The organism is Candidatus Eisenbacteria bacterium (assembly GCA_016867715.1).
Classification (GTDB): Bacteria; Orphanbacterota; Orphanbacteria; order Orphanbacterales; family Orphanbacteraceae; genus VGIW01.
On sequence record VGIW01000006.1, the window covers coordinates 15,822 to 37,555 of the forward strand.

Consider the following 21,734-nt stretch of genomic DNA (forward strand, 5'->3'; position numbering starts at 1 on the left):
TCGGCCCCCGGGAGCCTATCCACCGTGTTTCCACACCACCCGCAGGTTTACATAATATCGATTATGCGACATACAAGATCGGGTCGATCCTGTGGATAACCGAGGGCGAGCCAAACGCGCCGCGACGGCGGGAAAGCGCGCGTGCGTGGGCTCTCGCCAAGCGAATCGTTGGGTTCTCGTAATGGATCGGGGGAGCGGCGGGCCGGACCCTCGCGCCTCCCTCCGGATGGATCACGCGGGATGTTCTCTCGGCCGAGCGCGGCAGGGTACGCCCGATCGCTCGATCGGACCGCGCGGCGTGAACGATCGACGGAACGTGATCGAGCGATCAGTTGGGAGCGGCGACGCCGGCCCGCGCGAAGTCGATCGCGGTTTTCAGAACATCGAGGTTTGCCTGATCGATCGGATCGAGCAGGGACGGATCGAGGGTTTCGAGCATCTCCGCCGCCTTCTCGACCTCTCCACCCTGGCGGTACGCGCGAGCCGCGGAGAACGCCATGTGGGCTCGGGCCGCGGCGGGCTCCTGGATCTGGGCAAGCTCCTCGTATGCGCGAGCCGCCTCCAGGGGACGACCGAGCCCCTCGGCGACCGAAGCGAGACCGGCCCGGGCAGCGAACCAGACCTCGCTTCTTTCCTTCGACTTCTCCAGCGCGAGACGATAGTGTCGGCCCGCTTCCTCCCAGCGGCTCATGTAGAAGTGGGCGTCCCCGGCGAGAAGCGCGGCGTAGGCGGCGTCCTTGTGGCGGGGGTGCGACTCGACGAACGCGGAAAGCTGGAAGGCGGCCTCCGAATAGTTCCCCGCCTGAAACATCCCGGCCCCTCGGCTCAGCTGAAGGTTCACGTCTCGGCGGGAGCCGGCTTGAAAGCGAGTGAAGAGCGCGACGACCGCGAAGAGGAAGAGAATGCCCGCGACGACGAGGGTCGCCTGGTTCTTGTGCCGCTGAAAGAAACCCGCGATCTGAAACGTCCGCGTGACGAACTGGTCTTCCTTCAGCTGGTGTTTTTTGATTCTTCCCGTTTTCGTGGCCACCGCAGCGCTCGCTCCTTTCGGTTGTCGTGACTGGGGAACGCTATCACAGGAAGCCGAATCGGGCAACCCGATCTCTCGGGCGGGTGGCGGGACCGGGGAACGCCGGCACTCCTCCGAGGTCGCGGGAGGGCGCATCGCGATTCCGCTTGACATCTCGTCGTGCATCTCCTTAGCATTTCGACACTTCGCCTGAGTGGGACGACGAGTGGGCTGCGGCCCGCGCGGGCCGCGAGCGGCGAAGGGAGGGGACTATGGACGAAGTCCGCCGGCCCCGAGGCGGCATCCTTCATCTTCTTCTCCTCCTTCTCTTCCCCCTTCTTCTCCTCTATGCCCTGCTCAGCTTCCTCGCGCTCGGACGCGCTCCCGACTTCGGGATGTCGCAGCGCCTTTTCGAGATCACGAAGATCGTCCCGAACGGTCCGGCCGCGCGCGCCGGCTTCCGTCTCGGAGACCGCGTCGAGAGCGTGAACGGCATCCCCGTGGGCGAGACGGTCCGTCTCTTCAAAGACCACGGGCGGATTCGTTCGGGACACACGGTCGCGTTCACGGTCCGACGAGGGAGCGAGACCCTCGACCTCTCCGTCACGGCCGGTGAGAAGCTCCGCGTGGAGAGGCTCCGCGATCTCGCCCGAACGGTCGTCGGTCTTTGCTTTCTTCTCGTCGGTCTCGTCGTCTACAGGAACCGCGCGGACACGGCCGCGACCGCGTTCTACCTGGTGGGCGTTCTTTTCGCGTTCTCCCTCATCGAGCCCCCCGCGACCGGAGATGTCCGCGTGCAGGCGCTCATCAAGATTGCCCGAGACGCTTCGGTTCTCTTCCTCCCCCCTCTTTTCCTCCAGTTCGTTCTTCTTTTTCCCCACGAGAAGAAGATCCCGAGGCGGCTCTTCCTTCTCCGTCCGATCCGCATGCGGGGACGCACGCTTCTCCGCTTCCCCCTTCACGCGGTCAGCCTTGCGATCTTCGCGGCGACCGCGCTGATCACCTTCCGGATCTACACGACCGGCCGGATGAACCCGGGGCTCCTCTCGCTCTTTCAGCTCCTCGCCGCGTTCTACCTCATGCTCTGCTTCGTCGGCGGCGTGGCCGCGTTCATCCATAGCTACGCGCACACCGCGAACCTCGAGATGCGGAAGAAGCTGCGCGGTGTTCTTCTCGGAACGACCGCGGCCCTCCTCCCGATCGGCGTGTACAGCGCGCTCCGCCAAGTAAACACCGGCTGGGAAGTCCGATGGGACCCGGTCCTCACGCTCCTCGTGGCTCTCCTCCCGCTCAGCTTCGGTCACGCGATCATTCGGTATCGGCTGCTCGACTTCGAGCTGATTCTGAAGAGGGGGGTCTTCTACACGCTCCTTACGGCGTTTCTGGCGACCGTCTATCTCGTCCTGGTCGATCTCGCGAGCCGCGTCCTCCGGGGCCTCGTCGCGGGAAGCGACATCCCCGCCACCCTCCTCTCGCTCTTCTTCATCGCCCTTCTCTTCTCTCCGGCCCGAGACGCGATCCAGAAATGGGTCGATCGAACGTTTTATCGTGAAAAATACGAACATCGAAAGACCCTCCACGAGTTCAGCGCGGCCCTCACGACGATTCTCGATCGGGAGACCTTGCTCCGGCTCCTCGTCGACCGGATCTCCTCCGCGCTTCATATTCCGAAGGTCGCCGTCTTCCTCCGCGATCCGAAATCGAAGGGGCTCCTCCTTCGGGCGGAGACCGGGCCGGGAGCGCTCGACGGGGGGAGCGCCCTCTTCGCGGGAGCCGAGGGACCGCGGCTTCCCGACTTCCTCCGCGAGCAAGCGGGCGTCCTTCCGATCGAGCGGATCGCGGCCGGAGGATCGGGGTGGCTCACGGACGCGGAGCGGGACGAGCTCCGGAGGCTGGACACCTCCCTCCTCCTCCCTCTCGTCTCGGGAGAGGAGACGGTCGGGATCATCTCCCTCGGGCGGAAGCGTTCCGGAGAGCTCTACTCGCACGAGGACCGGCAGCTTCTCAAGACGCTCGCGAACCAGGCGGCCCTCGCGATCGAGAACTCCGATCTCCACCACAGCGTGATCGAGAAGGAGAAGATGGAGCGGGAGCTCCGTCTCGCCCGCGAGATCCAGCTCGGGTTCCTTCCGCGCCGCGCGCCCGAGCTTGCGGAGGTCGCCATCGGCGCGCTCAACGCTCCCTGCCGCACGATCGGAGGAGATTACTACGACTTCCTCGTCACGCGCCCGCGCGGACTCGGCATCGCGATCGCGGACGCCGCGGGGCACGGCGTCCCCGCCGCCCTCCTCATGGCGAACCTCCAGGCGACGTTTCGGGTCGAGGCGCTCACGCACTCCTCCCCCGCGGAGGTCCTCTGCCGCGTAAACGCCTTCGCCGCTCGCCAGAGCCAGGAATCCCACTTCGTGACCTGCTTCTACGGCCTCATCGACCTTCGGAGCGGCATGTTCCGGTTCGCGAACGCGGGGCACATCCCGCCGCTCCTCGTCGGGGCGGACGGCTCCTGCCGCCGGCTCGAGGACTCGGATCTCCTCCTTGGCGTCGAGGACGGGATCGTCTACCGCGAGCACGCGGTCGACCTCTCGCCGGGAGATCTTCTCGTGCTGCACACGGACGGGGTGACGGACGAGCCGAACCGGAACGACGAGAGCTTCGGCTCGAAACGGTTCGAGGAGTGTGTCGTCGCGAACCGCCGTCTCGACCCTTCGGATCTTTGCAGTCTCATTCTTCGAAACGTCATGGAGTTCATGGGGGGCGAGCCGGGCGACGACATCACGCTCGTCGCCGTCCGCTACTTGTAGCGCGGCCGTCCCCCGCGCCTCCCCGCGACGACCGGGCGCCCAACCCAGGCGGGAAATCAACCGTTCGGTCAAGAAACGAGCATCTCGTCCACTTCTCTCCGCGCATCGCCTTCGACGTAATTCCCGCGTTTTCCGTCAGTTCGCGAGAATCACGCGGTTTGGCATCCAACATGCGAAAGAAAGACCGCGCGGCGCAAGGCCTCTTACGAAAATCGGGATCCTGCCGATTCTTGGAGCGGACCGTGCCGCGGGCTTCGGGCCAGAGAACGATCGAAACCCCGAAGGGGGTGAGGCCTATGGACAGCACGAGGCGATCCTCGATTCCCTGAGAAACGGGAAAGGAGGTGACCCGTGCTCCCGTTCCTGTTCACGTTCTGGGCGCTTTCGGACATTTTCTACTGGATGCACTAGGAAGGGTTCGGCGGAGCATCCGAACCCGCCTCAAGGGGGTCTCCGGTGAGATACTGGGCAGCCATGATCGGAATCAGCATCCTCGGGTTGCTGAGCATGGGCTCCGGGCTGTGGCACTGGTTCGCACGAGGCTTTCCAGGGAACTCAGCCGGGCTTCTCTTCTAGTTCTTCGTACGGCCGGGGAGGCCGAAGTCGATCGAGCGATCGCGCCCCTTCCCGGCCGCATTTCTTTGCGGGCCGCTCCTGGGCCGGCCGCCCCGATCCTCTTCGTTCGCCCCGCGCGCGTCGATGCGCGCAAGCACGAGAAAGAGACGCCGCACCGCCTCCTCCAAGGATTCCGACGCGAGGCGCGAGGCGGCGTCTAGCTCCCGGGCCGCCTCGTCCCACCGCCCCAGAAGGCGCAGCGTCCGATAGCGCCGGAGCCGGCCCTCCAGAAGGGACCCCATCTCGTCGATCGGTTCCGAATCCATCCGTTCGCCTGCGGGGGGCTCGACAGGTTGAACGCAAGGAACGGGCCGGAAGACGTTCCCACAAGTCGGGCTCGAACATGTTGATTCAAAAGGCGATGCGAGGCAAGGGCCCGCGTGTGGAGCCGTCGAGGGGGTCAAACCCCCCGGTCGGGCCGGGGATCTCCTCGATCGGTCGGGGCGGCGGGGAACAGGATCCGCCATTCTCCAAGGCCGACCGCGAGGTCGGCACCTTGACGGGCGAGGAGAGCGCGGGCGAGCGCGGCAGCCGCCTGTCGGCGCGTCGGTTCGCAGGCCCGCCCTCCCTCCCCCCGCACGCCGATGCGAACGAAGGCGCCCCCCTCCGCATCTCCGCAGGAGATCTCGACCCGGCTTCCCGGACGGGCGGCGCGGAGGCGCTCGCGAAGGACGTACCGGAGCGTGGCGCGGGTGCGGCATCTCCCCCCGTGCACGCGGAGGGGGCGATCGGGCAGGGAGAGATCGAGGCCCACCCGCTTCCGTTTCGCGCGTCCGGCGAGCTCCTCCACGGCATCCCAAAGAGCGTACCGGACGTCGAACTCCTCGGTCGGGTCGCTCCTTCCCGCTTCTTCCCTCTCCGCGCAATGGAGGAGGGCGACGAGGGCGGAGAGGAACCCCGCCGCTTCCGAGGCGGCGGCCAACTCCTCGCGCTGAGGGTCGTCGAGGGGACCGCGGTCGCCGGCCAGCAGGCTTCCGATCCGCTCCTCCAGCTCGCGGGCGGGGCCGGCGAGATCCTCCGCCAGACCGCGCGCGGTCCCGTCGTCCGGCGCCGGAGAGGGGACCGGCCGCGGGCGGGGATTCCCCCACCGGCTCTTGGGGCGTCCTCCCCCGTCGATCAGCCGAAGATCGCGAAAGCCGGGTTGCTCGTTCACACGATCCCCAACGCGGCCCGTGCAAGCTCCCGCTTCTTCTCCTCGCGTTCGTTCGGCAGGCTGGCGAGCGCGTGCGGCTCGTCCTCCGCCGCCTCGAGAACCTCGGTCTCGTGCCGGAGACGCGCCCGGAGACGCATGACCGCCTTCGTGTGGATTTGGGAGACGCGGGACTCGGAGACGCCGAGGATCGCGCCGATCTCCTTCAGCGTCATCTCTTCGTAGTAGTAGAGAATGAGCACGAGGCGCTCGCGGTCCGGGAGGTGATCGAGCGATTCATCGAGGACCTTGCGCATCTTCTGAACTTCGAGAACCGCGATCGGATCGACGCAGTTCGTGTCTTGGACGGTCTCGTGGATCTCGCTTGCCGACTCCTCGTCCCCCGTCGAGCAGTGCTCGTTCAGCGAGAGAAGGGTCGCCCCGCGCACGTCCTCGAGGAGTTGGAAGTACTCGCGGAGCTCGATCGACATCTCGCTCGCGAGCTCATCGTCGCGTGCCGGGCGCCCCTGGACGCTCTCGATGCGCGCATGGGCATCCTCGAGCTGCCGGGCCTTGCGGCGGACCGAGCGGGGAACCCAATCCATCGCGCGAAGCTCGTCGAGCATCGCCCCGCGGATCCGCGAGATCGCGAAGGTCGAGAACTTGTTGTCGAGGCTCGGGTCGTAGCGCTCGACCGCGGACATCAGCCCGAGGGTGCCGGAACCGATCAGATCGTCGATTTGGACGCTGGACGGCAACCCGACGGCCAGCCTCCCCGCCACATACTTGACAAGGGGCATGTACTCGAGAACGAGCCGGTCTCGGACCCTCTTCGTCCGGCGCTTCTGATACTTCCTCCACACGACCTCGATCGAATCCATCCGGTTTCCTCCTGGCCTCGCCCCCGACGCATCCGGGCTCCCCGCCTCCGCGGAGCGGCGCTCGGCGGACGCGAAGGAACGCTCCTTCGCCCCGGGATCCGGCTCGCTCGTACGAGGGGGGTTCTTCGTCGTCTTGGGCATGTTCTCCACCTGCTCCCCGGCCACGCGGGGCGGGACAGGCAAGAGCAACGGGCATGCCACGGATCGGACGCGGCAGGATCCGCACGAATCCGTTGTGAAATCGGAAGTTAAGCGAATTCCTCGTGGGGCCTCCCGGAGAGGAGGTTGGGAAGGACCGGAGCAGTCGATCGGAAGGAACTGAACAATTCGTTGCAATCGCAGAAGATACAGGGACAGATCGGGTTGATCAGTTTTCGACCAGCGGAAAGAAAGGAGCCGTGGCCCTCGCGCGGTCGGGCGGCCGCGGTCCGGAATCCGGTCAGCTCGAGGCCCGACCCGCTTCGTACTGGCGCAGCTTCTCCCGCAAAGTCTGCCTCGAGATCCCCAGCGTGCGGGCGGCCTTCGTCTTGTTCCCCCGGGCCCACTCGATCGTCTTCAGGATCTGGACCCTTTCCGCCTCGGAGAGCGGGACGGGGACGAAGTCCTCAGGCTCCTCCATCTCGAACGACTCGACCATCCCCGCGGAGATTTCCAGCGGCAGATGCTCGAGGAGGATGAGGTCCTCGCTCTCGAGAAGGATCGCGCGCTCGATCACGTTGCGAAGCTCGCGCACGTTTCCCGGCCAGTTGTACTCCTGAAGCCGCGCCCGGGCGGACGGGGAAAGGCCGCGGATATTCTTTGAAAGATCTTTATTAAAGACATCTATAAAATAACTCGCAAGAACCGGAAGATCCTCCGGGCGCTCTCGGAGGGGCGGGACGTGGATCGGCACGACGTTCAGGCGGTAGTAGAGATCCTTGCGAAACCGCTTCTCCGCGACCGCCTTTCGAAGATCCTGGTTCGTCGCCGCGATGATGCGGAGGTTCACCTCGATATCCTCGGTTCCTCCGACGCGCTTGAACCGCTTGGTCTCGATCACGCGAAGAAGAACCGCCTGCAGCTCGATCGGCATCTCTCCGATCTCGTCGAGGAAAAGCGTCCCCCCCGTCGCCGTTTCGATCAGCCCCTTCTTCAAGGTCTTCGCGTCGGTGAAGGCTCCCTTCTCGTGCCCGAAGAGCTCGCTCTCGAGAAGGCTGGCGGGGAGCGAACCGCAGTTGATCTCCATGAACGGGCCGCTCCGCCCCGGCGTTCCATGGTGAATCGCCTTGGCGATCATCTCCTTCCCCGTCCCGCTCTCCCCTTCGATCAGCACGGTGGCGCGCGGGCTCGCGGCGACTCGCTCGACGATCCGGTAGACCTCCTGCATCTTCTTGCTTCGGCCGAGGATGAGCCGGTCGCTCTGGCGGTTCCCGACGACGATCGGCTCGATCCGCTGCACTTCCTGCCGGATCTCGGTGTCGGCGAGAAGGTTCATCGCCATCGCGGCAAGCCTCTGCGGGTTGATCGGCTTTTCGAGAGAATGACAACCGCCGAGGCGCGACGCCTCGGAGACGGCCTCGCGAAGGCGCGGGGGAACGAGAAGAAGGATGAGGACATTCGGATCCGCCTCGCGGATCCGCCGGACGCAGTCCATGACGGGAAGATCGGCGAGCTCCGCGTCGAGGACGACCAGGGCGGTTGAGCGATCACGGGCGGCGGCGATTCCCTCGCTCCCTTCCTGCGCCTCCTCCACCGAGTAGCCGGCCTCGATCAGGGCCGCCCCCACCCCCCACCGAAGCCTCTTCTCGCCGCCGATCAGAAGGACACGGGACGATACGCCGCTCACTCGGCCTCCCCGGGGCCGAGGCCCCCGCGCTCCTCGGCCTCGGCTCCGCGAGGGCTGAGCAGCGTGCGAAGAAGACGGCGCTCGGTCGCCCCATCCAGGTTCTCGATCCGAAAATCCAGGGCGTATCGCGACCCGTCCTCCGGATCGCGACGCACATGCCGGACCCGTCCCTCGAGGGACAGAGGCTTCCCGTCGCAGTCCTCGATCTCGATCCGGAGGCACGTTCCCGGGTCGATCGGCTCGGGAACCCGAAAGAGCGCCAGGAGGCTCTCCCCGTTCCCCTCTTCCGCGTCGGCCGGGTGGATCGGCGGCGCCACCTTGAGAACGTAATTCGCCCGGAGCTCCGCGCGCACGCGCGCACGCGCCTCCCTCCGAAGCGGCTCGAGACTCGAGGGATGGCGGATCACGAGATACGGAGAGGAATCCTTGAAATGCTCGGCCAGCTTCGATGCGCCGAGGTGCGGCTCGCCTTTCCATGTCGTGCGAAGCGTCACGCCGGTTCCCTTGAGGAGATCGACGAAGCCCAGCGGATCGAAACCCGGGACGTGAAGGACCAGATGATGATCGTCCACCTGCGCGACCTGGGCCCGATACAGCCGATTGTCGATTCGCTCCCCGACCGCGATCTCGAGGATTTGGCCGGTATGGAACGGTTCCCGTTTCATTCTCCTACCGACCTCGTTCGGGGGGACGCTGTCTATCGGCATTCTAGTGCCGGGCCATCCGCGGGTCAACGGGAATTCCGCCTAAGGCACTCGGCGGGGTCCGTTCCCGAGAAGCGCGTCCAAGATCGATTCGACGATCTCGGCGCGGATCTCCGGTCGGTCGTAGTAACCTTTGTCGATTCTTCGTTGGATTCGACGGATTCGCCAGAGGGTCTCTCTCGCCTTCCGGCTGCGGCTCAGCCGGGCTTCCGCTTCCGCCATGATGTTCCCCTCGCGAGCTCGCGGATTCGAGCGGGCCGCTCCGCCGCGCGCCGTCTCGTCCGTCCGCACAGCGGACGAAGAACAGGCGGAAAGCGGCGACGGCCTCCACCACCCGGGGAGAGCTACCCCACCTGAGGATCGTCGGCGAACGGAAATGCTTGAGGCCGGCCGATCAGCCCTCCGCCCCCTCGCAGAGTCGCATCACCCTCCGGACGCGACTCCTCAGGAGACGGCTTTCCGGACGGCAGGAGAGCGCGCGGATGTAGGCGTCGGCGGCGGACCAGAGGTAGCCCTGGCGAAGAAGGCAGTCCCCCATGCGGACGTATCCGCGCGGGCTCGTGGGGCGTAGGGCTTGGTAGCGCTCGCAGAAGCGGACGGCGTCTTCGTGACGGCCGAGGATCGCGAGCCATTCGGCTGCACGGAGAAGGAGCGCCGGCTGGGCAGGATCGACCGTCAGGCTCTCGAAGACGCACTCCAGCGCTTCCTCGAAACGTCCCTCCGCCGCGAGGCACTTCGAGAGGCTCCTGAGCAGGCGGGGCGCCGAGCGGTACTCGATGAGCGCCCGCCGGAATCGGTCGTGCCGGTCCGGCGCGCGCAGCGAGTCGTCTCTTTGGTTCGTCTCGGCCGACATCGCCCCGACTCCTCCTTCTTGCCTTTGGTGCTTTGCATGGGGCATGCCACCGACGGGCGCTCTGCTTCCCGCGCGCCGGGCCGCGCGCGTTCGCCCGAACCGAACCGGGTTTCCGCGCCTTGCGGCGGAACGATCCGCGTGTCCCCCGCGCGCACCCCGCGGGAGCCCGTCCGATTCCTAGCCGGCGAAACGGAATCGGCCGCTCCTCGTCTGGATGGTGCATGCGTTTTCGTCGCGACAAGATCCAAGCGCGCCACGGGTCCCGGCTCGAGGAAGCGGCGAAGGAAGGAAGGACTCTTGAGGCCGAGATCCAAGGCCGCAGTAGGAAACGCGCGCATCATCGAGACTAGGAAGCGAGGTAACTCTTCAGGGCGTCTCCGCGGGCCGACTGCCGCAACCGGCGGATCGCCTGATCCTTGATCTGTCGTACTCTCTCACGCGAGAGCTTCATCTTCTTACCGATTTCCTCGAGCGTCTGCTTCCGATCCGAATCGAAGCCGAAGTACGAGCGGAGAACCGCCTCCTCGCGCGGCCCCAGGGAACGGAGCGCGCGCCCCACCTCCCTCCGGAGTCCCGTCTCGATCAGCTCCGTGTCCGGCGCCGGGCTCAGCGTGTCCTCCAAGAAGTCGCGCAGGGAGGACTCTCCGTCCGGCCCGTTCTCGGGGGCGTCGAGTGAGCGCATGCGGGAGGCCGCGTTCAGCGTCTCGCGGATCTCCGCCTCCGAGAGGGCGACCGCCTCGGCGACCTCGCGGTCGGTCGGCTCGCGGCCGAACGCCTGGCGGAGCTTCTCCGTCTCGCGAAGGATCCGCTGGACCGTTCCGGCGCGTCCGAGGGGAATGCGGATCATCCGCGCCTGCTCCGCGAGCGCCTTCAGGATCGACTGCTTGATCCACCAGACGGCGTACGAGATGAACCGGTTCCCCCTCCGCTCGTCGAAACGGCGCACCGCCTCCAAGAGCCCCAGGTTCCCCTCGTCGATCAGATCGGAAAACGAAAGCCCCTGGTTCCGATACCTCTTCGCGACGGAGACGACGAAGCGGAGGTTCGCGCGCACGAGCGCCTCGCGCGCCTCGGGATCCCCCTCTCGGCTCCTCCGCGCCAGATCGACCTCCTCCTCCCGATCGAGGAGCGGGACCTTCGCGATCTCGCGGAGGTACAGATGGAGGGATCGACCCTCGTCCATCCCGCCGATCGAACCTCCGGACCTTTCGTCCATCTCGTTCTCCTTGAACCCGATCCCCTCGCCGCCTTCGTCGGGTTCTCCTCTACCTCTCAAGACTCGTACCAACATCGATCGAAAGAGGGGAGATTGTATCCGCTTGTCGCTCTTTGAGTTGCGCGTTCACCTCCGGGGTTCCTCCTTTCCGGGAACCCTGGGGGCGCCCTTTTCATGCCATTTTGGCGGATTGGTTCCCTCAGAGACGCCGCGAGGCCGGAGCGGAAAGCGGGAGCGAGGCCCGGAAACGGTGACAGACACCGTGCGACGCAAGGGGGATCGACGCCATGTCCGCGGGGCACCGCCTTGCCCCGGGCCCCGACCGAGAACACACCCGTCGAGTTTCTGTCGACTTGAGCTTACACGCGCGCGCCCTGGCCGGCGTGGTTCAGGTAGCGTTGAAGAAGAAGCTTGCTCGGCTCTTCCAGGAAGAGAAAGGAACAGCCGATCTGATACGAACCGCAGCCGGGGATCTCCGACTCGGGATCCGTCCAGACCACGATCATTTCCGTATCAAGGATCTCCTCGACCGGTGCGCCCCCTTCGGCGGGGGGGATCGGGAGGACGAGGGTTCCTTTCAGCTTGGTCATCACGGGGACGAAATGCGGGACTCGGCAGTAGATTCCCCCGAGGCTGATGTTGAGCCCTTCGGCGGCGATCGCGTCGCGCCCGGGGACTCCTTCCGCGCCGAGCCGGAGCCCGAACCGCGAGTCGGTCCGCCGGTGTCTTCTCCGCTCCTCATGTTTCGGCATCGTGTCCTCCTGCGCTCGATCGACGCCTGTATTCTGCCATCTCGGCTCGCGCGGGTCCACTCTTTCTTTCGGCCCGCGGGATGAAGACCGGCCACCTCTGTTTCTTACCAAGAGAATGAGCCCGCCGGCGTGCGGCGGGCTCGAGTCGTTCGTGTCCGTGCTCCGGTCGATCGCTAGCCGACGGCCGCCGTTAGGGAAACGGCGTCCAAGAGGCACTCCCCTTCCGGTGTCGCGAGGAGGCATCCCCCCTCCCCCTTCTTCGCGGTCTCCTGCCAGGAATGGACCATCTTCTTTGCGGTCTTCCCGTCGACGTCCATGTAGAGACCGTCGGTCGCCTCACCGATCCTGCTCTTCACGTGATGCTCGGCGTCGAGGATCCGGGCGCTCTTCTCGAGAAAGCCGCGCCCTGTCTCCTTGCACCCGAGCGCATAGAGGCGGAAGCCGGACTTCGTCTCGACCACCTGCACCGTCAGGAGGACCTTCCCCGAGGTCGGGCAGAGGATCGCCTGACCGGACTTCGCCTTCTCGCCGGTCGCGTGAAGACAGCCGGCCGAGGCGGCGGAGGCTCCCTTCATTCCCGCGCACCCGGGCGTGGCGCTCGCCTTCATCATCGAGGAGCAGCCGGAAGAGGCCTTCGCCTTCTGGACTCCGCTCTTGGCCCCCTCGCACGCTCCCGCGGGTCCCGCCCCCGCGACAAGCAGGAAAGCAAGCCCGACCGCCGACCATGCCGCTCGAACCGCGAAATGCCTCATGAACTCAACTCCTTGTTGTCAGGGTTTCTTTCGTCCGCCGGCCAGGGGAGCAGGCCGCCGGATAGCGTAACGACACTCCGTTCTTAATAAGAGAATCAGCCGGAGTCAAGTCCACCGGCCGATTCTCCTTGCATCGACTCTCAGCGCCCTCTCGGCTGCTTCGCCCCCGCCGAACCGGACGATCGGCTCGATGAAGGCGGCGCGGAGGATCGGGACGCGCTCGGCGCCGGCGAGGATCCCCTCGTCGCGTGCGACCGGCTCGGCGCGATTCGCTCCGAGGAACGCGTGCTCGAGGGAGCGGAGACCTGCGGCGAGGCGGCTTCGCTCCGAACCCGCTTCTTGGTCGGGGAGACCGTGCTCGCGCTCGGCGCGCGTGCCTCGCTTCCGTGAGGCGATCCGCGGGTCTTCTTCTGCGACACGGTCGACGCGGCCGGAGCGCGCTCGGCCCCTCGATACCGCGCGGAACGGTACGCCGGCGCATCGGCCTCCGCGGAACGCACCGTCGTCTTCTTCTTCCAGTAGCTCTCCCGAGCCGCGGCGGTGCTGTACGTATGGCGATAGTCCCAATAATGGTGCCCGCGATGGCCGCACCACCAATACCGGTCGTGCCAGTAGCCCCACGAGTACGGGCTGTGCCACGCCCACGCGAAATGCCAGCCGGGGCGATACCAAGGATAGTAACGATAGGAAACGTAGAAATACGAATCCCACCACCACGGGTCCCAGAACCAGGGATCCGAATCGACGTACACGTACGCCATGCTCGGAACCGACCACGGGACCATGCGCACTTGGACGTACCGGGGATGGCTGTAGCGCAGGAAACCGAGGTGCGAGGGGACGACCGCCGCAACGGCCCCCTCCTCCTCGTACCCCTCCTCGGTTTCGAGCGAACCGTACCCCGACCCGCTCCGAATCATCGCCTCGAGGATCCTCTCGCTCACGCCCATCTCCTCGAGACGGACGATCTCGGAGGTCGTGAGGCCGAAGTCGGAGCCGCTCTCCTCGATCTGGGCGAGGATCACTCGCTCGCTGACACCGGCCTCGAGAAGATCGAGGACATCGTCGACATCCATCGGCGTCCCGGCGAACGCGACGGGCGCGAAAAGAACCAGCAACAGTGCGGGGAATCTCGCTCGGCCCATGACGCGATCCTTTCCTTGAGGGGAGAGGAGTCCCTTTCGAATACCCACTCCTCTCTTAGATTACCCCAGATCCGCATCCTTGACAACCCGATCCGCTTCGTCCGGTTCCGGGGCGGCCGGCGCTTCCCGGCGAGGGGGACGCGCCTCCGACGGATCCAGAAACCCTTGCCCGACCGGCCGCCGGTGTGATACTTCTTATTCTATCGGGAACGGGCATTCTCGTCGAACTGTCAGGTCAGAGCATCATCTGCAAGGAAGGAGAACCGGCATGGTAGGCGTGATCGGTTACGGTGCCTACATCCCTCGGTACCGGATTCGCGTGGAGGAGATCGCGAAGACGTGGGGAGCGGACGCTCCGAGCTACAAGCGCGGCCTCCTCCTCAAGGAAAAATCCGTCCCTGCGCCCGACCAGGACACGATCACGATGTCCGTCGAGGCCTCCCGGTACGCCGTGCGGCGGGCCGGGATCGATCCGACGCGGATCGGCGCGGTCTACATCGGCTCGGAGTCGCACCCGTACGCGGTGAAGCCGAGCGGAACCGTCCTCGCGGAGGCGCTCGGCGCCACGCCGGAGGCGCACACGGCCGACTTCGAGTTCGCGTGCAAGGCCGGCTCTGAGGGGATGTTCGTCGCGATGGGTCTCGTGCGGGCCGGGCTCGTCGAGTACGGCCTGGGGGTCGGCGCCGACACCTCGCAAGGGGCGCCGGGGGATGCGCTCGAGTACTCCGCCTCGGCCGGCGCTGCCGCCTTCCTTTTCGGCACGGAGAAGGTCCTTGCGGAAGTCGAGGAGACCTACACGTACATGACCGACACTCCCGATTTCTGGCGGCGCGAGCACCAGTACTACCCGCAGCACGCCGGCCGCTTCACCGGCGAGCCGGCGTACTTCAAGCACACGCTCGGCGCGGCGAAGGGGATCTTGAAGAAGGCGGGCGCGACCGCGAAGGATTTCGCGTTCGCCGTCTTTCACCAACCGAACGGGAAGTTCCCGCAGAAGGTGGGCGAGATGCTCGGCTTCACCAAGCAACAGTTCGAGACGGGACTCCTCTCCCCCACGCTCGGGAACACCTACTCCGGCGCCTCTCCGATCGGGCTCACCGCGATCCTCGACGTCGCCAAGCCGGGCGACCGGATCCTGATGGTCTCCTACGGATCGGGCGCGGGGAGCGACGCGTTCATCTTCCGCGCGACCGACCTCCTGCCGAAGGCCCAGGATCTCGCGCCGAAGACGCGTCCCCAACTGGACGAGAACAAGTTCTACCTCGATTACGGCACCTACGCCAAGTTCCGCGGCAAGATCCGCAAGGCCGGATAGGAGGAAGCGATGAGAGAAGTCGCAATCGTGGGCGTCGGCATGACGCGCTGGGGCGAGCTGTGGGAGAAATCCCTGCGCGACATCTACGTCGAAACCGCTCTTCTCGCGATGGAGGACGCCGGCGTCGACAGGATCGACTCGATGGTCGTCGGGTGCATGTCGAGCGGTCTCTTCGTCGGGCAAGAGCACCTCGGTTCGGTCCTCGCGGACTACCTCGGCCAGGCTCCGGTTCCGGCGACGCGCGTGGAGAGCGCGTGCGCCTCGGGCGGCCTCGCGATCCGGACTGGGTTCATGGAGGTCGCCTCGGGAATGAGCGACATCGTGCTCGTCTCCGGCGTCGAGAAAATGACCGACGTCGACGGAGGGGACGCGACCTACGCGCTCGGGACGGCGGCGGATCAGGAGTACGAGTGCTACCACGGGATCACGTTCCCGGGGCTCTACGCGATGATGGCGCGGGCGTACATGCATCAGTACGGCCTCACGCGCGAGGAGCTCGCCGCGGTCGCGGTGAAGAACCACGAGAACGGATCGAAGAACCCTCTCGCACAGTTCCCGATGCAGGTCACGATCGAGCAAGTGATCGGATCCGTACTGGTGGCCGATCCGCTTCGCATTCTCGACTGCTCGCCGATCACCGACGGCGCGGCGGCGATCATCCTCTGCCCCCTCGACCAGGCGAAGAAGATCTCGAAGAACCGTCCGGTGAAGATCATCGGAAGCGGCCACGCGACCGACAGCATCGCGTACCACTCGCGCGAGGATCTCACCTCTCTCGAGGCGGTCGCGAAGGCGGCCGAGCGGGCGTACAAGATGGCCGGCGTCGGCCCGGACGCGATCGACGCGGTCGAGGTCCACGACTGCTTCACGATCGCCGAGATCCTCGCGATCGAGGCGCTCGGTCTCGTGGAGCGCGGGAAGGGACGGACCGCCGCCTCCTCGGGGCTCACCGCGATCGGCGGAAAGATCCCCGTGAACCCGAGCGGCGGCCTCAAGTCGAAGGGACACCCGGTCGGCGCCACCGGCGTCGCCCAGGTGATCGAGCTCGTCAAGCAGCTTCGCGGCGAGTGCGGCGAGCGACAGGTGAAGAACGCGCGCCGCGCGCTCGCGCAGAACATGGGCGGTTCCGGCGGATCCTCGATCGTGCACATCCTGGAGGTGGGCTAACATGTTCTCGTCCCGATATTGGAGAGAGATCCCGCAGCGCTACCGAATGGAAGCGGCGAAATGCTCAGGCTGCGGAACCGTTTCCTTCCCTCCCCGGCTCATCTGCCCGAAGTGCAAGGGGCGGACATTCGAGAAGGTTCGCCTTCCCGACCAAGGGAAGGTCCTCACGTACACGGTGATCCACGTCCCGGCGACCCCGTTCAAGGACGAGGTCCCCTTTGCGATCGCCGTGGTCGAGCTGGATGGAGGCGTCCGGATCACGTCGCAGGTCGTCGATTGCGACCCCGCGACGATCCGGATCGGCCAGCGCGTGCGGACCGAGTTCCGCAAGCTGCAAGAGGTCGGCGACGCCGGGGTTCTCTGTTACGGATACAAGTGCGTTCCGGCTTAGCCTGGATCATGCACGCGTCTCCTGCTGCGGACGGACGCAGGACGCGTGGCCACGAGACGGACGGAGGGGATGGAATCGCGTGTACAGAATCGAAAGCCGAGCGGACGTCAAGGGAGACGCCTTTCGTGAGAACCGCGAGTCGATGCTTCGCCTCGTGGAGCAGCTTCGATCCGTTCTCGCCGAAGCGAGGAAGGGAGGACCGCCCGAGGCGATCGAGCGCCACAAGAAGCGCGGCAAGCTGACCGCCCGCGAAAGGCTCGACCTCCTCTTCGATCGCAACACCCCGTTCCTCGAGCTGAACGCTCTGGCCGCGTGCGGCATGTATGACGACCAGGCGCCCGCCGCCGGCATGGTGACGGGGGTCGGCGTGGTGCACGGCCGCGAGGTCGCCGTCGTGGCGAACGACGCGACCGTGAAGGGCGGGACCTACTTCCCGATGACGATCAAGAAGCACATCCGCCTTCAGGAGGTGGCGCTTCAGAATCGCCTGCCGTGCATCTATCTCGTCGACTCGGGAGGCATCTTCCTCCCCGAGCAGGCGGGCACGTTCCCCGACAAGGAGCATTTCGGGCGGATCTTCTACAACCAGGCGCGCCTCTCCGCCGAGGGGATCGCGCAGATCGCGATCGTGCAGGGATTCTGCACCGCGGGGGGCGCGTACGTTCCCGCGATGAGCGACGAGACGGTGATCGTGCGGAAACAGGGAACGATCTACATCGGCGGCCCTCCGCTCGTGAAGGCGGCGACCGGCGAGGTCGTGAGCGCGGAGGAGCTCGGCGGCGCGGATGTCCACTGCCGGATCTCCGGCGTCGCGGATCACTACGCGGTCGACGACAAGCACGCCCTCGGCATCGCCCGGAACATCATCGAGAACCTCGACCCGCCCCGGCGCTTCGCGCTCGAACGCCGCGAGCCGGAGGATCCTTACTACGACCCGGAGGAGATCTACGGCGTCGTGCCGAGCGATCTCCGCCGGCCGTACGACGCGCGCGAGGTGATCGCGCGTATCGTCGACGGGAGCCGCTTCCACGAGTTCAAGGAGCTCTACGGGACGACGCTCGTCTGCGGCTTCGCGCACATCCTCGGCTATCCGGTCGGGATCCTCGCGAACAACGGGGTTCTCTTCTCGGAGTCGGCGCTGAAGGGCGCCCACTTCATCGAGCTCGCGACGATCCGCAAGATCCCCCTCCTCTTTCTGCAGAACATCACCGGCTTCATCGTCGGAAAGCAGTACGAGCATGGCGGGATCGCGCGCGACGGCGCGAAGATGGTGCACGCGGTCGCGAACGCGGACGTCCCCAAGTTCACGGTGGTCGTCGGCGGATCGTACGGCGCGGGGAACTACGCGATGTGCGGCCGCGCATACAACCCGCGCCTCCTCTGGATGTGGCCGAACGCGCGGATCTCGGTGATGGGGGGCGAGCAGGCGGCGAACGTCCTTCTTCAAGTCAAGATGGAGCAGATGGCGGCGAAGGGGGAAACCCCGATGGGCGAGAAGGACCAAGAGGAGTTCAAGAGGCCGACCCTCGAGAAGTACGAGCGGGAAGGGAGCCCCTACTACAGCACGGCGCGCCTTTGGGACGACGGTATTCTCGACCCGCTCGACACCCGGAAGGCGCTCGCGCTCGCCATCGCCATGTCCTTGAACGCGCCGATCCCGGACCAGAAGTACGGCGTGTTCCGCATGTAGCCGATCGGTCGCGAAGCGGAGGGGGACGATGACGAAGGAGTACAAGAACCTGACGCTTCACGCGGCGGACCGCGTCGCCACCCTGACGCTGAACCGCCCGGAAGTTCACAACGCGTTCGACGACGCCATGCTCGGCGAGCTTCAGGACGCCTTCGAACGGCTCGCCGGCGACGAGAGCGTGCGTGTGGTGGTTCTCACCGGCGCGGGGCGCTCTTTCTCCGCGGGGGCGGACCTCGGCTGGATGAAGCGGATGGTCCGCTACACGCTCGAGGAGAACCTCGCCGACGCGCGGCGTCTCGCCGACTGTCTCGACCGCCTCCACCGGCTGCCGAAGCCGACGATCGCCCGCGTAAACGGCGCCGCGATCGGCGGCGGCATGGGGCTCGTGGCCGCCTGCGACCTCGCGATCGCGTCGGAAAAGGCGGTGCTCGGCCTCTCCGAGGTGAAGCTCGGGCTCGTCCCGGCGGTGATCTCGCCGTACGTCGTGCGGCGCGCGGGCGAGGGGAAGTGCCGCGAGTTCTTTCTCACGGGCGAGAGGCTCTCCGCAGCGAAAGCTCTCGAGGCGGGACTCGTTCACCGGTGCGTGCCGGAGGAGGAGCTCGACCGCGCGGTCGCCGAGACCGCCGCGTCTCTCCTCTCGAGCGGGCCTCGCGCGCTCGCGGCGTGCAAGACGCTCCTCGACACGGTGTCCGAGACGCCTCTCGATCGGGTGAACGAGATCACGCTCCGAATGATCGCGGAGATGCGCGTCGGAGAGGAAGCGCAAGAAGGGATGGCCGCGTTCTTCGAGAAGCGGAAGCCCTCTTGGAGCGGTTCCTGATACCCTATTTCGGAAATAGGGTATCAGGTACCGAAAGGGAGATGAGCGTGTTTCGAAAGATCCTCGTCGCGAACCGGGGGGAGATCGCGATCCGCGTTCTCCGGGCGGCGCGGGAGCTCGGCATCCCCACCGTCGCGGTCTATTCGGAAGCGGACGCGGACGCCCCGCACGTCCGTTTCGCCGGCGAGTCGGTCTGCATCGGTCCCGCGGAGCCGTCGAAGAGTTACTTGAGCTTCGAACGGATCTTCGAGGCGGCGCGCACGACCGATGCCGACGCGGTGCATCCCGGCTACGGGTTCCTCGCGGAGAATCACGAGTTCGCCGCCGCGTGCGAGGAACGGAAGATCGTCTTCATCGGATCGAACGCCGAATCGATCCGGCTCCTCGGATCGAAGACCGAATCGCGGCGAACGATGGCCGCCGCCGGAGTCCCCGTCATCGCGGGGATGCAGATCGGCGGCGATTCGATCGAGACCTTCGCCGCCGAGGCGAAGAAGGTCGGGTATCCGGTCCTCATCAAGGCGTCGGGCGGAGGGGGCGGGAAGGGGATGCGGATCGTGCGCGGGCCCGAGACGCTCGTGGAATCGGTCGAAGCGGCCCGGCGCGAGGCGCTCTCCGCGTTCGGCAACGACTCGGTCTATCTCGAGAAGCTGATCGAGAAGCCGCGGCACGTCGAGTTCCAAGTGATCGGCGATCACGACGGGAACGTCGTTCATCTTTTCGAGCGCGAATGCTCGATCCAGCGAAGACATCAGAAGATCGTCGAGGAGAGCCCCTCGACCGCGCTCGATCCGGAGCTCCGGCGCCGGATGGGCGAGACGGCGATCCGGGTCGTCCGCGCCGCCGGCTACACGAACGCGGGAACGGTCGAGTTCCTCCTCGACGCGAGCGGCTCCTTCTACTTCCTCGAGGTGAACACGCGTATTCAGGTCGAGCACCCGGTCACGGAGATGCTTGCCGGCGTCGATCTCGTGAAGACGCAGATCCGGGTCGCCGCCGGGGAGCGGCTCCCTTGGAAACAGGAGGACCTCTCCGCGCGCGGCCACGCGATCGAATGCCGCGTCTATGCCGAGGATCCGGAGACCGGGTTCCTTCCCTCCGCCGGCACGATTCTCTTCACGCGCGAACCTTCCGGTCCCGGCGTGCGCGTCGATTCGGGGATCGAGTCGGGGTACTCCGTTCCGGTCCACTACGATCCGATCCTCTCCAAGGTGATCGTGTGGGCGGAGGACCGCCCCGCCGCGATCCGGAAGATGCGCCTCGCCCTCGCCGATTACCCGATTCTCGGAATCCGGACGATCGTGCCGTTCCTTATCGCCGTGCTCGATCATCCGGAGTTCGCGGCGGGCCGGACGCACACCGGATTCATCGAGGAGCACCTTCCGGGTTGGAAGATGGCCGCGGATCCGTCCGATCTCGATGCGGCGCTTCTCGCGGCCGCCCTCGCGGCGGACCGACCGGCGCCCGAGGAGACGGGCCTCGCGGCGCGCGCCCCGACCCCCTGGCAAACCCTCGGCAAATGGGAGATCGCCACGTAGGACGGACCGATGGAAATCGAGCTCATCTTTCGAGGAGAGACCTTCCGCGTTGAGGTCGAGCGCGCGAAGGAGAAGACCGAGGCCAGGATCAACGAGCGCGCGCTCGAGGTCCGCGTTTCGCGCGTCCTCGCGAACGAGAGCGTGATCGAAGCGAACGGCGCCCGCCGCACCGCGTACTTCGTCCGGCGCGACGGGAAGATCCACGTCCATTTGGACGGCCGCGTGTTCGAGTTCGAGGAGGCCGGCGCCGGCGGCGAGGACGCGTTCTCCGGTGCGGCCCACGCGATCGGCGGCGACTCAGTCTCTTCATCGATGCCGGGTCTTCTCGTCAAGGTCCTCGTGGAGATCGGGGAGGCGGTGGAGCGCGGCCGGCCGCTCGTCATTGTCGAGGCGATGAAGATGGAGACCCCCCTTCTCTCCCCCGCGGCAGGCCGAGTGAAGAAGATCCACTACTCCCCGGGAGATCTCGTCGAGGCGGGGAAGCCGATCATCGAGATCGACGAAGGCGCGTAAGCTCGAGCCGGGTTCCTAACCTCGCCCTTCTGCGATCGGATGCGACGCTCGCTCCGCGTCCTCGCGACGAAAACGCAGGCATCGTCTCGGCGACCGGTCCGGGAACAAGCACCTTCGCATGCGAGCGTTCGAAGCAGAAAGAAACGGCCCGGCGGAACCGAGGGATCGTATCCCCGCTCCGCCGGGCCGGCGCGTCGATCGGAAGATAGTTGAGATCTTACAGATCGTTCGGCTTCAGGGTTTTCCTCTTGTTGCCCATCGCGCGCCGCTCGGCCTCGGCGATCATGTCGCGGACCTTCTTGTCCAGCGCCCCGTAGAAATCGCTTGAAACGTTGCACTTCTTCGCCGCCGCCTTCGTGCGCGACTTGGAGATGATGAGCTCCACACCGGGTTTCTTCTTCGTGGCCATTCCCACATTCCTCCCAAACGTTCGTTTGTCTCTTCCGGGGCCTTCCCGTTTCGCGTGTAAAGTAGAGGATCCGAAGAAACGCTGTCAACCGAAAAAAGGCGCGAGGGGCTCTCTCGCGGCCGTTCTCGGCCGGTTCGGCCCGCTGTTGGTAGGCGGAAGAACACGGATCCGCTCCGGACGGGCGGTCGCGGAGCGCGCCGACCTCGTGC

Annotated in this window: 21 protein-coding genes; 8 read left to right on the plus strand and 13 right to left on the minus strand. The window is 66.2% G+C overall.

The features are described 5' to 3' along the window. Window positions 1-328 precede the first annotated feature (328 nt). A complete protein-coding gene (locus tag FJY73_02350) occupies window positions 329-1,030 on the minus strand; it encodes a hypothetical protein (protein ID MBM3319497.1) in 702 nt (233 codons plus the stop codon). A 251-nt stretch (window positions 1,031-1,281) separates the two neighbouring features. Between FJY73_02350 and FJY73_02355 the strand changes: the two genes are divergently transcribed. Next, window positions 1,282-3,810 (plus strand): SpoIIE family protein phosphatase, encoded by a 2,529-nt coding sequence (locus FJY73_02355; protein ID MBM3319498.1) that lies wholly within the window; start codon window positions 1,282-1,284, stop codon window positions 3,808-3,810. 572 nt (window positions 3,811-4,382) lie between these two features. Here FJY73_02355 and FJY73_02360 read toward each other — a convergent pair. From FJY73_02360 to FJY73_02410, 11 genes are all read right to left on the minus strand, one after another. Next, complete coding sequence (locus tag FJY73_02360; protein MBM3319499.1) at window positions 4,383-4,691, minus strand: hypothetical protein; 309 nt, start codon at window positions 4,689-4,691, stop codon at window positions 4,383-4,385. Window positions 4,692-4,825: 134 nt separating this feature from the next. Beyond that, entirely contained in the window at window positions 4,826-5,578 is a 753-nt protein-coding gene (locus FJY73_02365; protein ID MBM3319500.1) for a hypothetical protein, read from the minus strand. After that, window positions 5,575-6,435 carry a FliA/WhiG family RNA polymerase sigma factor gene (locus FJY73_02370; protein MBM3319501.1) on the minus strand — a complete coding sequence of 287 codons (861 nt, stop codon included), beginning with the start codon at window positions 6,433-6,435 and terminating at the stop codon, window positions 5,575-5,577. Before FJY73_02370 ends, FJY73_02365 begins: the two co-directional genes overlap by 4 nt. A gap of 439 nt (window positions 6,436-6,874) precedes the next feature. Further along, on the minus strand, window positions 6,875-8,260 hold the full coding sequence (locus FJY73_02375; GenBank protein MBM3319502.1) for a sigma-54-dependent Fis family transcriptional regulator: 1,386 nt from the start codon (window positions 8,258-8,260) through the stop codon (window positions 6,875-6,877). Beyond that, window positions 8,257-8,925, minus strand: a complete 669-nt coding sequence (locus tag FJY73_02380) for a PilZ domain-containing protein (GenBank protein ID MBM3319503.1) — start codon at window positions 8,923-8,925, stop codon at window positions 8,257-8,259. The genes FJY73_02375 and FJY73_02380 overlap by 4 nt, the downstream gene beginning before the upstream one ends. A gap of 81 nt (window positions 8,926-9,006) precedes the next feature. Beyond that, window positions 9,007-9,186 carry a hypothetical protein gene (locus FJY73_02385; protein MBM3319504.1) on the minus strand — a complete coding sequence of 60 codons (180 nt, stop codon included), beginning with the start codon at window positions 9,184-9,186 and terminating at the stop codon, window positions 9,007-9,009. 172 nt (window positions 9,187-9,358) lie between these two features. Then, window positions 9,359-9,817, minus strand: coding sequence for a tetratricopeptide repeat protein (locus FJY73_02390; GenBank protein MBM3319505.1), 459 nt, complete (start codon window positions 9,815-9,817; stop codon window positions 9,359-9,361). Window positions 9,818-10,163: 346 nt separating this feature from the next. Continuing rightward, the gene (locus tag FJY73_02395) at window positions 10,164-11,033 is read right to left on the minus strand and encodes a sigma-70 family RNA polymerase sigma factor (GenBank protein ID MBM3319506.1); all 870 of its coding nucleotides are present in this window, start codon (window positions 11,031-11,033) and stop codon (window positions 10,164-10,166) included. Between the two features lie 359 nt (window positions 11,034-11,392). Beyond that, window positions 11,393-11,785, minus strand: coding sequence for a PilZ domain-containing protein (locus FJY73_02400; GenBank protein MBM3319507.1), 393 nt, complete (start codon window positions 11,783-11,785; stop codon window positions 11,393-11,395). 173 nt (window positions 11,786-11,958) lie between these two features. After that, window positions 11,959-12,537, minus strand: coding sequence for a hypothetical protein (locus tag FJY73_02405; protein ID MBM3319508.1), 579 nt, complete (start codon window positions 12,535-12,537; stop codon window positions 11,959-11,961). A 140-nt stretch (window positions 12,538-12,677) separates the two neighbouring features. Then, the gene (locus FJY73_02410) at window positions 12,678-13,682 is read right to left on the minus strand and encodes a hypothetical protein (GenBank protein ID MBM3319509.1); all 1,005 of its coding nucleotides are present in this window, start codon (window positions 13,680-13,682) and stop codon (window positions 12,678-12,680) included. Between the two features lie 268 nt (window positions 13,683-13,950). On the opposite strand from FJY73_02410, the gene FJY73_02415 reads away from it, so the two are divergent. The 7 genes from FJY73_02415 to FJY73_02445 all read left to right on the plus strand — a co-directional run bounded on the left by FJY73_02415 (window position 13,951) and on the right by FJY73_02445 (window position 21,116). Then, window positions 13,951-14,997: a hydroxymethylglutaryl-CoA synthase gene (locus tag FJY73_02415; protein ID MBM3319510.1), complete on the plus strand. Its 1,047-nt coding sequence runs from the start codon at window positions 13,951-13,953 to the stop codon at window positions 14,995-14,997. 9 nt (window positions 14,998-15,006) lie between these two features. After that, window positions 15,007-16,164 (plus strand): thiolase domain-containing protein, encoded by a 1,158-nt coding sequence (locus FJY73_02420; protein ID MBM3319511.1) that lies wholly within the window; start codon window positions 15,007-15,009, stop codon window positions 16,162-16,164. 1 nt (window position 16,165) lies between these two features. Beyond that, entirely contained in the window at window positions 16,166-16,555 is a 390-nt protein-coding gene (locus FJY73_02425; GenBank protein MBM3319512.1) for a Zn-ribbon domain-containing OB-fold protein, read from the plus strand. A 142-nt stretch (window positions 16,556-16,697) separates the two neighbouring features. Further along, window positions 16,698-18,245 (plus strand): methylcrotonoyl-CoA carboxylase, encoded by a 1,548-nt coding sequence (locus FJY73_02430; protein MBM3319513.1) that lies wholly within the window; start codon window positions 16,698-16,700, stop codon window positions 18,243-18,245. Window positions 18,246-18,273: 28 nt separating this feature from the next. Further along, window positions 18,274-19,065 carry an enoyl-CoA hydratase/isomerase family protein gene (locus FJY73_02435; GenBank protein ID MBM3319514.1) on the plus strand — a complete coding sequence of 264 codons (792 nt, stop codon included), beginning with the start codon at window positions 18,274-18,276 and terminating at the stop codon, window positions 19,063-19,065. A gap of 41 nt (window positions 19,066-19,106) precedes the next feature. Next, window positions 19,107-20,603: an acetyl-CoA carboxylase biotin carboxylase subunit gene (locus FJY73_02440; GenBank protein MBM3319515.1), complete on the plus strand. Its 1,497-nt coding sequence runs from the start codon at window positions 19,107-19,109 to the stop codon at window positions 20,601-20,603. A gap of 9 nt (window positions 20,604-20,612) precedes the next feature. Further along, entirely contained in the window at window positions 20,613-21,116 is a 504-nt protein-coding gene (locus FJY73_02445) for a hypothetical protein (protein MBM3319516.1), read from the plus strand. A 217-nt stretch (window positions 21,117-21,333) separates the two neighbouring features. Here the strand turns inward: FJY73_02445 and FJY73_02450 are convergent, their stop codons facing one another. Further along, a complete protein-coding gene (locus tag FJY73_02450; protein ID MBM3319517.1) occupies window positions 21,334-21,501 on the minus strand; it encodes a DUF1931 domain-containing protein in 168 nt (55 codons plus the stop codon). Window positions 21,502-21,734: the final 233 nt, after the last annotated feature.

Coding starts and splice junctions, on each gene's coding strand:
- FJY73_02355 (MBM3319498.1), top strand. CDS start 1,282: ATGGACGAAGTCCGCCGGCCCCGAGGCGGCATCCTTCATCTTCTTCTC.
- FJY73_02360 (MBM3319499.1), bottom strand. CDS start 4,691: ATGGATTCGGAACCGATCGACGAGATGGGGTCCCTTCTGGAGGGCCGG.
- FJY73_02370 (MBM3319501.1), bottom strand. CDS start 6,435: ATGGATTCGATCGAGGTCGTGTGGAGGAAGTATCAGAAGCGCCGGACG.
- FJY73_02380 (MBM3319503.1), bottom strand. CDS start 8,925: ATGAAACGGGAACCGTTCCATACCGGCCAAATCCTCGAGATCGCGGTC.
- FJY73_02385 (MBM3319504.1), bottom strand. CDS start 9,186: ATGGCGGAAGCGGAAGCCCGGCTGAGCCGCAGCCGGAAGGCGAGAGAG.
- FJY73_02390 (MBM3319505.1), bottom strand. CDS start 9,817: ATGTCGGCCGAGACGAACCAAAGAGACGACTCGCTGCGCGCGCCGGAC.
- FJY73_02395 (MBM3319506.1), bottom strand. CDS start 11,033: ATGGACGAAAGGTCCGGAGGTTCGATCGGCGGGATGGACGAGGGTCGA.
- FJY73_02400 (MBM3319507.1), bottom strand. CDS start 11,785: ATGCCGAAACATGAGGAGCGGAGAAGACACCGGCGGACCGACTCGCGG.
- FJY73_02405 (MBM3319508.1), bottom strand. CDS start 12,537: ATGAGGCATTTCGCGGTTCGAGCGGCATGGTCGGCGGTCGGGCTTGCT.
- FJY73_02410 (MBM3319509.1), bottom strand. CDS start 13,682: ATGGGCCGAGCGAGATTCCCCGCACTGTTGCTGGTTCTTTTCGCGCCC.
- FJY73_02415 (MBM3319510.1), top strand. CDS start 13,951: ATGGTAGGCGTGATCGGTTACGGTGCCTACATCCCTCGGTACCGGATT.
- FJY73_02420 (MBM3319511.1), top strand. CDS start 15,007: ATGAGAGAAGTCGCAATCGTGGGCGTCGGCATGACGCGCTGGGGCGAG.
- FJY73_02425 (MBM3319512.1), top strand. CDS start 16,166: ATGTTCTCGTCCCGATATTGGAGAGAGATCCCGCAGCGCTACCGAATG.
- FJY73_02430 (MBM3319513.1), top strand. CDS start 16,698: ATGCTTCGCCTCGTGGAGCAGCTTCGATCCGTTCTCGCCGAAGCGAGG.
- FJY73_02435 (MBM3319514.1), top strand. CDS start 18,274: ATGACGAAGGAGTACAAGAACCTGACGCTTCACGCGGCGGACCGCGTC.
- FJY73_02440 (MBM3319515.1), top strand. CDS start 19,107: ATGAGCGTGTTTCGAAAGATCCTCGTCGCGAACCGGGGGGAGATCGCG.
- FJY73_02445 (MBM3319516.1), top strand. CDS start 20,613: ATGGAAATCGAGCTCATCTTTCGAGGAGAGACCTTCCGCGTTGAGGTC.